Annotated in this window: 11 protein-coding genes; 3 read left to right on the top strand and 8 right to left on the bottom strand. The window is 61.3% G+C overall.

The genetic code is table 11. The features are described from left to right. Positions 1-367: 367 nt before the first annotated feature. Positions 368-736, bottom strand: coding sequence for an antibiotic biosynthesis monooxygenase family protein (locus ABRA89_RS19710; protein WP_349943219.1), 369 nt, complete (start codon positions 734-736; stop codon positions 368-370). A gap of 1 nt (position 737) precedes the next feature. Then, entirely contained in the window at positions 738-1169 is a 432-nt protein-coding gene (locus tag ABRA89_RS19705) for a hypothetical protein (RefSeq protein WP_349943217.1), read from the bottom strand. Between the two features lie 135 nt (positions 1170-1304). On the opposite strand from ABRA89_RS19705, the gene ABRA89_RS19700 reads away from it, so the two are divergent. Further along, positions 1305-1775 carry a MarR family winged helix-turn-helix transcriptional regulator gene (locus ABRA89_RS19700; protein ID WP_349943215.1) on the top strand — a complete coding sequence of 157 codons (471 nt, stop codon included), beginning with the start codon at positions 1305-1307 and terminating at the stop codon, positions 1773-1775. A 387-nt stretch (positions 1776-2162) separates the two neighbouring features. Here ABRA89_RS19700 and ABRA89_RS19695 read toward each other — a convergent pair whose 3' ends face one another. The 4 genes from ABRA89_RS19695 to ABRA89_RS19680 form a co-directional block, all read right to left on the bottom strand. Further along, a complete protein-coding gene (locus tag ABRA89_RS19695; RefSeq protein ID WP_349943214.1) occupies positions 2163-3251 on the bottom strand; it encodes a DUF7256 domain-containing protein in 1089 nt (362 codons plus the stop codon). A gap of 243 nt (positions 3252-3494) precedes the next feature. Beyond that, positions 3495-4292, bottom strand: a complete 798-nt coding sequence (locus tag ABRA89_RS19690) for a class I SAM-dependent methyltransferase (protein ID WP_349943212.1) — start codon at positions 4290-4292, stop codon at positions 3495-3497. 128 nt (positions 4293-4420) lie between these two features. After that, the gene (gene recG, locus ABRA89_RS19685) at positions 4421-6523 is read right to left on the bottom strand and encodes an ATP-dependent DNA helicase RecG (protein ID WP_349943210.1); all 2103 of its coding nucleotides are present in this window, start codon (positions 6521-6523) and stop codon (positions 4421-4423) included. A gap of 80 nt (positions 6524-6603) precedes the next feature. Beyond that, positions 6604-7752, bottom strand: coding sequence for an FAD-dependent oxidoreductase (locus ABRA89_RS19680; RefSeq protein WP_349943209.1), 1149 nt, complete (start codon positions 7750-7752; stop codon positions 6604-6606). Between the two features lie 159 nt (positions 7753-7911). On the opposite strand from ABRA89_RS19680, the gene ABRA89_RS19675 reads away from it, so the two are divergent. Next, positions 7912-9297, top strand: a complete 1386-nt coding sequence (locus ABRA89_RS19675) for a GntP family permease (RefSeq protein WP_349943208.1) — start codon at positions 7912-7914, stop codon at positions 9295-9297. Positions 9298-9327: 30 nt separating this feature from the next. Here ABRA89_RS19675 and ABRA89_RS19670 read toward each other — a convergent pair whose 3' ends face one another. Both ABRA89_RS19670 and ABRA89_RS19665 read right to left on the bottom strand, forming a co-directional pair. Beyond that, complete coding sequence (locus ABRA89_RS19670) at positions 9328-10629, bottom strand: MFS transporter (protein WP_349943207.1); 1302 nt, start codon at positions 10627-10629, stop codon at positions 9328-9330. Positions 10630-10831: 202 nt separating this feature from the next. After that, entirely contained in the window at positions 10832-11758 is a 927-nt protein-coding gene (locus ABRA89_RS19665; RefSeq protein ID WP_349943206.1) for a uracil-DNA glycosylase, read from the bottom strand. Positions 11759-12039: 281 nt separating this feature from the next. Between ABRA89_RS19665 and ABRA89_RS19660 the strand changes: the two genes are divergently transcribed. After that, positions 12040-12828, top strand: coding sequence for a TadE/TadG family type IV pilus assembly protein (locus ABRA89_RS19660; RefSeq protein ID WP_349943205.1), 789 nt, complete (start codon positions 12040-12042; stop codon positions 12826-12828). Positions 12829-12947 lie beyond the last annotated feature (119 nt).

Raw genomic sequence — 12947 nt, 5'->3', positions numbered from 1 at the left:
GCGAACTCCCATACGGGCCCGCAGCCGAATGGCTGCATCAAGAGGCCGGACAGATGGCAGCATCCGACATCGTGCCAACCCAACAAAAACCGCTTGCGTCCGAGGGGGCGTCCACAGATGGAGTTCGGACAGCATGGCGAGATGTTTGGATGTCCGCTTTCGCCGTTGGGCACATTGTCATCAGACAGTCCGCACACGGCCCCGAAGCAGGCATTCGCCGGGCCGGGCCCGAAGTTCCGCAACGGGTCGAAAGCCGAAAACCCGATTTTCAAGCTGTCTGACGTACGAACCTGCCTTCCGCATCAAATGACCGTCGTGGAATCACCTGTGGTCCCCGTGCATAATCGCGACCTATGGACCTCCAAGGTCAGGTCACGCAGATGCCGTGCACTTCAACTTTGCGGAACAGGTGCGGGCTCGCTGTCGCGCTATCCGGATAAGCGCCGAGCTGCGCCTGAAAGTCCGGATTGTTGAAGGCCGCGCGAAAGTGGGAGGTGGACTGCCAAACGGCATAGTTCAGGAACGTGCCGCTGCCTGCGATGCCCCGGTGAAGCTGAGTGGAGATGAAACCGGGCTGCCGTTTCATCACAGCGGCGTCGTTCGTCCACGCCTCAAGCAGATTGTCGACGTCTTCTGGCGGGACAGTGAATGTGTTGATCAGGATCACATGACCGCCCTCATCTGCCATTTGGGAGGCTAGCGACACGGTCGGGTCCATCTCTGCGAATTTCACCATGTTAAGCTCCTCTGGTGATGGTCTGGTGCGCATTGGCATGGTGCCGGAAACGGCCCTTCATTTTGAAGCCGTCGCGCATATTGAGGCCGAGCAGCGTGATATTGACGGCACCGGAGCACAATTCGAGCGCCTGTACCGCGTCGAAAGAGGCGTCGAACTCTCCGAGCCACGCCTTGCAGGCCAGGAATAGTGCTGAAGGCAAGAGGACTATGAGACCGTTGGCCGCACTCACAACGGTGCGCCGGATCTTCGTGGTGATCAGCCTGGGCCGTCGCCTCCCCGACAAATTGAAGCCCGTGCCTCCGGTTGCCGCGAGCGCCGGCATAAGGAGCATGAAGCCCCAAGGGATCGTCGTCTTGACGGCAATGACCGTCTGGGTTGAGCCGAACAGCTCACCGAGGACGGTCGCCAACCAGAAGGAGGCGATCGTCAAAAGGGCGATCCCTCCGGCAATCGGATGCAAGATCTTGATCAGGGCAGCCTCGCTTCAACATGGTACTATGATGTCAATGAGCGAGAGAGACATACTGAAATTGACATCATGATGTCAATAGGGTGAAGATGACGAATGGAAAAGCCGAAGCGTACCCCAGCCGGATCAGCCCTGAGCGACGCGATTTTCGAGATGTTGAAGCTCAGTAGCTGCCTGCTCACGACAGGTGACAGGCTTGTGGCGAGCCTTGGCCTCACAAGCGCCCGATGGCAGATCCTTGGCACGATGGTCGCAGCCGGGCGTGCCCAACCGGTTGCATGGATTGCCCGCGACATGGGCGCGAACCGGCAGAATGTTCAGCGCATCGTCAACGACTTGGAGAGGGACGGACTGGTCGAGTTTCAGGCGAACCCCCGCCATCGCCGGGCGCAGCTCGTCGTCCTGACCGATAAAGGAATTCAGGCTTACGAGGACGCCATGCGGCTGCAAGTGCCGTGGGTGAACGGTCTCTCCGAAGGTCTTCAGCCGGAGGATATCGAGGCGACACGCAGGGTCATTACCGCTCTGCGGCTAAAGCTGGAAGACGGCGATGCCGCCGAGAGATAGGCTTCGTTGCCCAGCCGTCCCTGACGTCCCTTGCTGCCTCGACCCGCATAATCCGATCCGACAGAAACGTCCGCTTCGGAGCAAAGAGAATGTGGCCATTTTCGTCTCAGCACGGCCGAAAGCCGCTACCCGAAAGGCGCCGGAACACATGGGTCGTGTGAATTCGATCTGTGGGGAAAAACAAGCGTCTGCCAGACCTCCTCCGCTTCTGGCCCTTCGTCATGAAGTACGATGGGCCGGTTGAAGGGACGGGCCCGTCCCAGGACGTGCAGTGCAGTCGTGAAACTTTCGACTTCACACTAAACCCCAGATTTGTTTGGTGTTTCCATTGCCGATCAGTGCGGTCCTACGAAAAGACGGACGGTGGCCCGAGGCCTTGGAGGTGCCTCATTGGTACGGGGAAGGCCGCTCTCCATGCCAGCTCATAGGGCTGACGTAGACCGCAACACCGCGCGTCTTCAGTTGTTGCAGCAGGATGCCCGTCGGATGCTCGGGAGTCATAGCCTGCGCATACACCTCGTCGCCGAGCAGTCGCAGCCGTTTCAGGCCCGACAATTCCGACAGGGCACCGAGATTGTTGAAAGCGGTTGAGATGGAGACGTATTCGAGCTTCGAAAGCGATGCGAGTTGCCGGATATCCAGCTTGTCGATCATTGAAGTCGCCATAAGGCTCCTGAGATTGCGGCAATGCTCGATTCCATCGAGGTCGGAGACGTCGAACATGTCGTCTTCACCATCCCAGAAGTAATAAGGGTAGCGATAGATCTCGTTGCCGCCGGCGAAAACGATGGACTCCACCTGGTCCAATAGACCGGCTGACAATGGGTAGCGGGCGAGATAGTCGCTAACCTCGTCGATCGGATCGTATCCTTCCTCCTCAATGTCGACGGGCCGCTCCATCACATGAGCGGCAAGATCTTCGGGCCTCCCGAGGTCGATTGCTTTCGCGTCGAGGAGCGATGACAGGACCACGAGCTTGAAGTTGGAGTCGGCAAAGGGCGCGCCTTTCTCGCCTGTCGGTTCCGGGTAAGGCGGCGCCGTCGGCTCCGTGAATTCGGCTTCCGGGTTGCTCATCGATATCTCGTTCACGCTCTCGAGCGTGAACTTCACACGCATGATCGCGCCGTCTGGAAGCGTGAGCTTGCCCATCCGCACGCCCCGCATCATGGGCATGTCCGCACCGACTTCGAGGTCCGGGAATTCGGCTTCGGCTTCTAGCAAGGCCATGCCCATTTTCACGCCCGCGACGGAGGCGTCAGTGAAGCGCCAGTCATAAGTGATCGAACCGACCAGGCCATCCCGGTCAAGCCTGACGACGATGCCGTGGGTATTCTCCAGGACATCGACTACGCCTCCCTTGTGCGACGCTGGTGCCCGCCAATCGCTGCCCATTGCATCCTCGACGCGAAGGGCCGGCATTCCCGGCCGCAATGCCGCGAGCATCTCGGCACTGGCCGGCGCAGTGTCTCTGGCCATTTACATCTCCCCCATGAAGCCGAACCAAGCGGCCGCTTGAATGCACCCGATCGCGAAGACGCGTCTCGACAATTCTAAACCTTTGTCGCAATGGCGGTAAAAACTGAATGACATACTGGTAGCAGCTTTCAGCAATGGCCAGCAGAACCGTGAACGCCTCATAAGGGTCGGAAGCTACCCGCTCGAAGGGCGGGTAGTGTAATGGCTGCTGTAGAGAGAGCTTAAGGCGAAAGCGGTCGTTCCTTACATTACAGGCCGTTTGGCAGTCACGATGAGAACGAAGGCTGCGAAATCACGCCATCTGGCGAACCTAGGCACGTCTGCGCACGCCGCCTCGGACGGGGGCGGTTCGTGTAGCGCTGTTAGCGTGAAGCCGGCGGCAGCAAGGGCGTTCAGGTAGTCGCCCATCGTCCGAGGAAAGCGCGGCACGGCGAATGGAACGACGTCCTCGTCCTGTGGCCGATCGCCGAAGCGCCACCGCTCCGTGAATGCCGAGCGGTCGAAATAACGTGCCACGCGAAGGCCAATCGCTTGACCTTCCGCATCTCGTTCCCAGCCAAGACCTGGCGTGATGAAGCAGGGATGGAGGACGCTGAAATGAATGAACCCACCGGGGCGGAGGAGACGAAAGGCCTCCTGCATGGCGCCGGATAAATCGGGCCCGTCCATGAGCGCCATTGTCGAAAGGACAGCATCGAAGGAAGCGTCCGGTAGCCCGCAATGGCCGCTGTACGAACTCGTGCGGTATTCGATCCCCAAGGGATCGTCAGCCTCACTTTGACGAGCATGTTCGATCATACGCAGCGAGAGATCTATGCCGGTCACTCGCGCTCCGCGCTTGGCAAAAGCGCGTGTGTTCGTGCCTTCGCCGCAACCAAAATCCACGATTTCGAGCCCGTCGATCGGAGGCATAGCCTCGATGAAAGCCGGGAAAGTGAACCAATCGCGGTAAACGTCGAAGCCGCTCCGCACGTCGTGCGTCCACTGGTCGGCGTTGCCGTCCCAATGTTTTGCGACCTCGGCGTCGGTAATTTCTGGCATTCCAACCTCCAGCAGCTTTGACAGGCGTTCCAGCGCTGTCAGGCTGTTTATGTCCGCTTACTAGGTCGCCACAAGATGGTTGGGTGGTCCGATTTGGGTCAAAAGCGGGCCATCATAGGGGTGTGCTCTCACCCAGACCGCAAGAGCCTGACCGCCTCGTCCTTGCCGAACAGATAGAGCAGCGTCCTCAGCGCCTCGCCGCGTTCTGATTTCAGGTCAGGGTCCGTCGCGAGGATCAGGCGGGCGTCATCGCGGGCGACTTCCATGAGGTCGGCGTGGTGTTCGAGGCGGGCGAGGCGGAAGAAGGGCATGCCGGACTGCTGGGTACCGAGGAGATCGCCTTCGCCGCGCAGTTTCAGGTCTTCCTCGGCGATGCGGAAGCCGTCTTCGGTCTCGCGCATGATGTTGAGGCGGGCAGATGCCGTCTCGCCCAGCGGCGGGCGATAGAGGAGGACGCAGGAGGAGGCCTTCTCGCCGCGCCCCACGCGGCCGCGCAGCTGGTGGAGCTGGGAGAGGCCGAAGCGTTCGGCGTGTTCGATGACGATGATCGAAGCATCTGGCACGTCGACGCCGACCTCGATTACCGTCGTCGCGACGATGATCTTCGTGCGGCCCTCCTTGAAAGCGGCCATCGCCGCGTCCTTCTCCTCGCCCTTCATCCGTCCGTGGACGAGCCCGACCTGCGCCCCGAAGAACTGGCGCAGCACCTCGGCGCGTTCTTCGGCGGCCGTCAGGTCGCTCTTCTCGCTTTCCTCCACCAGCGGGCAGACCCAGTAGACCCGGTCGCCGCCCTCGATCGCCGAGCCGATGCGCTTGACGATGTCAGGCAGGCGCTCGTCGGAAAGGGCGACGGTTGCGATCGGCTTGCGGCCAGCCGGTTTTCCGGAAAGCCGCGAGACATCCATGTCGCCGAAGGCGGCGAGGACCAGCGTTCGGGGGATGGGCGTCGCGGTCATCACCACAAGGTCGGGCCGCTTGCCCTTGGCCGAGAGCTGAAGACGCTGGTGGACGCCGAAGCGGTGCTGCTCGTCGACCACGACAAGGCCGAGATCGTGGTAGTTGACGCTCTCCTGAAAGAGCGCGTGGGTGCCGACGATGATGCGGGTATCGCCGCTCTCGATACGGCTGAGCTTGGCCGCGCGGTTCTTGCCGGTGTCGCGCCCGGTCAGGAGCTCGAGGCTGATTCCGGCGGCTTCGCAGAGCTTTGAGAGAACGCTCGCATGCTGGCGAGCGAGGATTTCCGTCGGCGCGAGGAGGACGGACTGGACGCCGGCTTCGGCAGCGCGGGCCATCGCCATCAGCGCGACGACGGTCTTGCCGGCCCCCACATCGCCCTGAAGAAGCCGCAGCATCCGCTCCGGGCGCTCCATGTCGGCGAGGATGTCGCCAACGGCGCTCACCTGCGCTTCAGTGAGCTCGAAGGGGAGGGCGTGTTTGAGCTTGGCGAGGAGGTTGCCATCGCCGGTGAGCGGGCGGCCTGAGCTGCCGCGCATCTTCTGCCGTGAGAGAGCGAGCGCGAGTTGATTGGCGAGGAATTCGTCATATGCGAGCAGGCGGAAAGCGGGTGAGGCCGGATCGAGATCGATCGCGTCGGATGGGTCGTGCAGGCGGCTCAGCGCGTCCTTCAGGCTCGGAAAGGTCTGGCGCTTCAGGACGCCCGGTTCGATCCATTCGGGAATATCCGGGGTCTTCTCCAGCGCCTGAGCGATCGCCCGCCGCAGCACTTTCCCTGAGAGACCTGCCGTCAGCGGATAGATCGGCTCGACCAGCGAAAGCGTCTCGGCCTCGGCGAGCGGGGCGACGAAATCGGGATGCACCATCTGGGCGCGGCCGTTGAACCATTCGACCTTACCGGAGACGAGCATCGTCTCGCCGACGGGGAGCAGGTTCTCGAGCCATGCGGCTTTAGCGCGGAAATAGGTGAGGGCGATCTCGCCGGTCTCGTCCTGCGCAAAGACGCGATAGGGCGCGTTCGACTGCGCGCGGCCAGGCGGCTGGTGCCGGTCGATCCGGACGGTCAGCGTGACGATCGCGCCTTGGCCAGCCGAGAGAACCTCTTCACGCCGCCGTCGATCGATCAGCCCGCTCGGCAGATGGAAGAGGAGATCGCGCACGCGCAGTGTCTGGCCCGGCCGAACCAGCAGCGTCTGCAACAGTTCGGCGACCTTCGGTCCGACCCCGTCGAGGGTCGTCACGGAGGCGAACAAGGGATCGAGAACCGAGGGGCGCATGGGCGGAGGTTTGGCGAGGGAAGAGCGGTTTGGCAAGCCGTGACCAAGATTGAATCGACATGCACCGGAGCCCGGCCAAGCTAACGTTTTCGTGCCAATTTGTTGAACCGCTTCACGAAGCGGCTGTCGTTCCAGTCCTTCCACCGCCAGACCCAGCGGCCTTCGAGCGAGAGACCCCATTTGTCCGCAACCGCCCTGCCGTCCGCTGTGGAGAGAAGGTTCAGCCAGTCTTTTTGGGGATGATAGGGGCGGAGCTTTTCGCCGAGGGCGGCGCGGCGGAGATTTTCCGCCAGCACCGGGCCCTCGCGCACCGCAAAGACGCCGGCCTTCGGCCGCGGATCGGGCAGGGACGCGATATCGCCGGCCGCGAAGATGGAAGGATGGGAAACGCTGCGGAGTGTCTCGTCGACCTTTACGAAGCCCGAAGAATCGAGTGCGAGGCCCGTTTTCTGTAGCCAGTCCTGCGCCGTGCTCGTCGTTGCCCAGACGATTGCATCGGCTTTTATCTCCTGTCCGTGCGCCAGGATGATGCGGCCTTCTTCAGTTCGTTGAACGGGCGTTCCGAGAACGGTCGAGATCCGCTTTTCCTCGAGCTTTTGCCGCATCCGCTCGCGCGTTCTGGGCGAACGATCGGTAAGGATCTCATCCTTCTCGCCGACCAGCGTCAGTTCGAAGGGCCGGTCTCCCATCTCGGCGGGCAGGCGTGCGGCGAAGGCGAAGATCAGTTCGACGCCGGCAGCGCCAGTGCCGACGACGGCGAGGCGAAAGGGGCCGCTCCCGGATTTCGCCTGGGTGAGAACTTCGTCGACGGTCTCGGTAAAACGGTCGATCGGCTTGACCGGAATGCCTGCCTCGGCCTGTCCCATGCCAGGCTGAGAGCCGATATCGAGAGCAAGGAGGTCATATTCGAACGTCGCGCCGTTCCCGAGCGTCGCGATCCGTGCCTCCGGATCGATCGCGACCACGCGGTCGAGATGGAGGTCGGCTCCGGCGAAACCGGCAAGACCCGCTGCATCGATCGTCATTTCCTCGATGGTATAGAAGCCCGCCAAGTAGCCCGGCAACGACCCGGAATAGGGCGTGCGGCGATGCGGCGTCACGAGCGTAAGGCGGACCGCAGGTTCCGGGTTTTTGCCTAAAGCTTCGAGCACGTGGACGTTCGAATGGCCCGCCCCGACGAGGAGAATGTGGGTTTTCAACCCCTGCACACCGCCATTCAAAGAGCTCATGCAGCCACTCTTCGTCTGATTATGCTGAGGGCATTGAATGCTATTGCCCGCCGATTTAGCACCCCTGCCGTTTTCTGCGGTTGCGGCAGCGCTAGTTCGTTAGCGGAAAAAGCGGTCCGCCAGTCGCGAACCTTTCTACCGAAACTGGAGCCTAACCCCATGGGTCTCATCGGCATCGTCCTGTCGCTCGGCCTTCTGATGTATCTCGCCTATCGCGGGATCACGGTGCTGATCCTTGCACCGCTGCTTGCGCTTCTCGCCCTCATCCTCAACGGCGAGTTCACGCTGCTCGGCACCTATACGCAGATTTTCATGACGGCGCTCGGCGACTACGTCATCAAGTATTTTCCGCTGTTCCTGCTGGGTGCGATCTTCGGCAAGCTGATGGCAGATTCAGGATCGGCGAAGTCGATCGCGGAAACGATCGTGGAAAAGCTCGGGCCGAGCAATGCCATCGCCGCAATTGTGTTGTCCTGCGGTATTCTCACCTATGGCGGCGTCTCGCTCTTCGTCGTCGCCTTTGCGGTCTATCCGATCGCCGCCGCAATGTTCCGGCGCGGCGACCTGCCGAAGCGGCTGATCCCGGCGGCGATCGCCCTCGGCTCGTTCACCTTCACGATGACGGCATTTCCCGGAACACCGGCGATCCAGAACGCGATCCCGATGCCGTACTTCGGCACGACGCCCTTTGCCGCACCCATCGTCGGCATCGTCGCCGGTCTCGTGATGATGATCGGCGGCATCGCCTGGCTCAACTTCCGCGCAAGACGGGCGGCTGGCCGAAATGAAGGTTATGGAGAACACGAGGAGTCGGCGATCGGCGAATCGGCTGAGATCGAAGGCGAGCCGCCATCCTTCTGGGTGGCGATGGCACCGGCGATCGCCGTCATCGTTCTGAACGCGCTCTTCACCTACGTCGTGATCCCGGCGATGGATACGAGCTATCTCGGGACCGAAGAATTCGGCAATGTCGAGATCGGCGACGTGCGCGGCATCTGGGCGATCATCGCAGCGCTGGTGCTCTCGATCCTGCTTCTCATCGCGCTGAACTTCAAGCGGCTCACCGATCTCATGACTTCGGTGAACAAGGGGACGTTCGGATCGCTCCTGCCGGTGTTCAACACCGCCTCCGAGGTCGGCTACGGTGCGATCATCGCCTCGCTGCCGGCTTTCTTCGTCGTGCGCGACGCGGTGCTCGGCCTTACCGACAATCCGCTGATCAACGTGGCCGTCGCGACGAACGTCCTCGCCGGCATCACCGGATCGGCGTCGGGCGGCATGTCGATCGCGCTGGAGGCGCTCGGCGACCGCTTTGCAGAGATCGCCGAGACAGCCGGCATCTCCGAGCAGCTGATGCACAGGATCACGACGCTCGCATCTGGCGGTTTCGATGCCCTGCCGCACAATGGCGCGGTGATTACGCTGCTTGGCATCTGCGGCCTGACGCATCGCCAGTCCTATGCGGACATCTTCGTCGTCGCCGTCTGCATACCAGTCGTCGCGACGATCATCGCGATCATCCTCGGCACGATCGGGATCGTCTGAGCAGAAAAAACCGGGTCCCGGAGCGACCGCCTATTTGAGGGCGATCGCTTCGTCGTAGTTGGTCTGTTCGGTCCCGTCCTCCTCTTCTTCGCCCGTGTCGTAGCGCGGGTCGAGGGTGAAGGAGACCGGCGTCTGGGTCCGGGCGAGCGGGATGGTCTGGAAGTCGCTGCGCTCGTCGACCGGCCGTGCTCCACGGCGGAAGGTGCGGTAGAAGGCGTAAGCCGCGTAGATCGCTGCCGCCGAACCGATGGACTGGAATATGCCGATCGGGCCGAAGAGCTCCATCAGATAGGCGGCGTAGAGCGGACCGATCATGGTTCCGACGCCGTAGAGGATGAGCAGGCCGCTCGAGATCTTGATGAAGTCGTTTGCGTCCGCGTGGTCGTTCGAATGGGCGACGGCCAGCGAATAGGACGGATAGACGACGCCGCCGATCACGAAGGCACCGGCAAGGAGGAGCGATGAACCGGCGGCTCCAAGCTGCGCGCCGGCAGCGGCAATGAAAATGCCGATGGCGCCGACGGCGAGCATCACATAGCGTCGGTCGACCTTGTCGGATATCCGGCCAAGTGGAATCTGGAATACAATGCCACCGGCCATCGCAACGACGGTGAGTGACGCGATCTCAGTGGTCGACAGTCCGATCTGCTGGCCGAAAACCGGTGCCATGTTGTTCCATGCTCCCGCCATGACGCCGGCGAGCAGAACGCCGACGGCGCCCACCGGCGAATTCCGGAACAGGAGCTTCATGTCGATCGTGACATTGGAAAGCGGCGCCGGTGACGGCGCTCTCGAAAGTGCGGTCGGCATGACACCGAGACAGAACAGGATCGCGCAGACCATGAAGGATGTCGCGATCGCCGGATCGGTCAGAGGCATGATGTATTGGCCGGCCATCATCGCGCTCATGGTCACGACCATATAGATCGAGAAGATCGCGCCGCGCGTTTCATTGGTGACGCGCTCGTTCAGCCAGCTCTCGATGATCATGTAGCAGCCGGCAAGCGCAAGGCCGCCCATGGCGCGGAATATGATCCAGGCGACCGAATCGACGACCACCGCGCACAACAGGATCGCGATGGCGAGAAGCGCCGAGAGCGAGGAGAAGGTCCGCACGTGACCTGCGCTGCGCACGACGATCGGCATGATGACGCAGGCGGCGGTGAAAGCGATCGCATAGCTCGTGCCGAGCAAACCGATCTCGTAGCTCGACCAGCCTTCGATCGCGCCGCGCACGGGAAGCAGGATTCCCTGCATGCCGGCGCCAGCCATCAGGAAGAACGTCGATACCAGCAGGGCGGCGATCGGAACGATTTGCCGGGTGAACTGCATCTTTGCCTCGCATCTCGCCGGATTTAAAGTCCCCAGTCCGGCGAGAGCGGGCATACCGATGAAATTTGACGCTGACGAGAGTCAAAAGGGCGACAGACCGATCGGGTTAATCACATCATGTGTCACGAACTTTTCGTTGGTGCGAGAAACACTCAAGGAAGAAGGCGTTTTCTCGGCTTCAGCCGTTCAGCTCGCTCGATTATCACGAAATCGTGAGTTCTTTCAGCTTGGCCTGCAAGGTCAGGAGATCGCGCCAGGCAAGGCGCTTTTGTGCAGGGTTTCTGAGGAGATAGGCCGGATGGAGCATCGCCATCGCCGGTATTTGTCCGTCCTCGGCGAGGCTCATCGTATAGCTCTTCCATTTGCCGCGCAGGCGCAAAATGCCCTCTCGAGCATCGAGAAGAGCAATGGAAGCGGGATTTCCGAGGCTGACCAGAATCTTTGGCCGCACGAGCTCGATGTGCCGCTGGAGAAAGGGCAGGCACATCGCGGTCTCGACCGGTGTGGGCTGACGATTACCGGGCGGGCGCCAAGGCACGGTGTTGGTAACGCGCACATCCTCCCGAGCGAGCCCGATCGCCTGAAGCATTCGATCGAGGAGTTGACCCGATCGCCCGACAAAGGGTTGCCCTGCCAAATCCTCGTCGCGGCCGGGAGCCTCGCCGACAAGCATCAGATCGGCGTCCTCGCGCCCATTGCCGAAAACGCAGGACTTCGCGGTGACTCGGAGCGCGCAGCCTTCGAAAGAAAGCAGCGCCGCCTCGAGTTCGGCGAGGCTCGCGGCCGATCGGGCACGCTCGCGTGCATCGGCCACTGCGGCATCGCCGGAGACCGGAAGCGATGGCGCCGGAAAGCTTACCTTTGCTTCGTCCAAACGAGCGTCGCGGGTCGGTTCGACGGTGGCTGTGGACGCTTGCATGCCCGAAGCATGCGCCGGTTTCGATTGGCTGCGTGCATCGTCGTCTTTTCGCTTCGCGCTACCGGACCGTCGTTCAATTTCCTCCCGCGTCTCGGCGAAGCGGTCACGAGGATGATCATTCAGAAACGCATCAATCCCGGCCTCCGAATAGGAGGTCAGGAGGGCGATCGCCTGGCGTTTCAGTTCGATATCGAGGTGCTCGTCGGCCATGAGGTGTTCTAACCGAAGCGTGGTTGACGGGATAGGCTCGCCCGCCTCTCGGGAGCTTTCCTATCGTCGTCGGATTGGTTCGATCCGCTGCGAGAAAGTGTGCTCTACGATAAGAACTTCTTTACCCTTTTGGTGTCGGCGCTTGCTGCAGAATGCCGCATTAAGACGCTGATGATATCTCGCTGATACGAAATTGCGACCACTACCAAACCGACGCTTATGGCTCTTTCGCCGTGTGCGGCAATCCCGATGGGGTCACTTTAATGAGACTTCGACGCTTTGTGTCCGATCGATCCGGCAATTTCGGTATCATCTTTGCGCTACTGCTGCCCGCCCTGCTCATCACGACCGGCGGTGCACTGACTTATGGTCAGGCGCTTTCCGACAAAAAGTCGCTGCAGAATGCGCTCGACATTGCGACCCTTGGTGGTTTCGGAGACGACGGCAATTTCGATCGGTCCGTTGCGGAAGCGATTTTTGCCAACAATGCGCGGGGTATTCCCTATGCCAACCTCAACTTCGCGATTGCGGAAGATGGCGGCGTAACCGGTACGGTCGATGGCGAAAGGCCCGTGATCTTTCTCCAGATTGTGGGCATGGACACCGTCAACTTTCATGCCGCTGCGACGGTTTCGCCCATGACCGAACTCAAAGTGGTGTCCGCGACCTTCAAGCCGATCAATATCGAAGGGGCTTACGACAAGGACATCTATTTCTTCACGCGGGACGCGAGCGGCAAAAAGACCGTTCGCGAACTGATCCTGTCTTACGACTATACGTTGGACCGATACGGAAGGGCTTCGAAGGTCGTCACTCCGAATCTGAACCAGACTCGCACGATCACTGTCGGCGATTATGCAAGCTTCGGCTACGAAATGGTGGTCTACGAAGACCTGACCTATCGCGGCAATCGGAGCGGCAGGAATACCACCGTTATCTCCTATGATTCCGACGATGGCGCCTGGGAGTCACGTATGCGGATCGACGGCTCCTGCGAAGACAACGGTGGCGCGACTATTCACTGGGAGGATGGCGGCGACTGGAACTTCAAGGATTTCGAATATACGTAAGCATCCGGCGTAGGCCGCAGCGCAGCTACGCGGCTGCTCGATGCACTGGTAGAGGTGCTGGCGACCAGTTCCACGGCAGCAGCTCTTCGAGCCTGCTTTGCGGCATGTCGGCGATGCGA

The sequence above is a fragment of the Fulvimarina thalattae genome (genome assembly GCF_040239565.1).
GTDB lineage: Bacteria > Pseudomonadota > Alphaproteobacteria > Rhizobiales > Rhizobiaceae > Fulvimarina.
This window is presented reverse-complemented; position numbering and strand designations above follow the sequence as displayed.

Bases quoted from the DNA above. Each gene is read 5' to 3' on its own strand.
- ABRA89_RS19710 (WP_349943219.1), bottom strand. From the start codon at position 736: ATGGTGAAATTCGCAGAGATGGACCCGACCGTGTCGCTAGCCTCCCAA.
- ABRA89_RS19700 (WP_349943215.1), top strand. From the start codon at position 1,305: ATGGAAAAGCCGAAGCGTACCCCAGCCGGATCAGCCCTGAGCGACGCG.
- ABRA89_RS19695 (WP_349943214.1), bottom strand. From the start codon at position 3,251: ATGGCCAGAGACACTGCGCCGGCCAGTGCCGAGATGCTCGCGGCATTG.
- ABRA89_RS19690 (WP_349943212.1), bottom strand. From the start codon at position 4,292: ATGCCAGAAATTACCGACGCCGAGGTCGCAAAACATTGGGACGGCAAC.
- recG (WP_349943210.1), bottom strand. From the start codon at position 6,523: ATGCGCCCCTCGGTTCTCGATCCCTTGTTCGCCTCCGTGACGACCCTC.
- ABRA89_RS19680 (WP_349943209.1), bottom strand. From the start codon at position 7,752: ATGAGCTCTTTGAATGGCGGTGTGCAGGGGTTGAAAACCCACATTCTC.
- ABRA89_RS19675 (WP_349943208.1), top strand. From the start codon at position 7,912: ATGGGTCTCATCGGCATCGTCCTGTCGCTCGGCCTTCTGATGTATCTC.
- ABRA89_RS19670 (WP_349943207.1), bottom strand. From the start codon at position 10,629: ATGCAGTTCACCCGGCAAATCGTTCCGATCGCCGCCCTGCTGGTATCG.
- ABRA89_RS19665 (WP_349943206.1), bottom strand. From the start codon at position 11,758: ATGGCCGACGAGCACCTCGATATCGAACTGAAACGCCAGGCGATCGCC.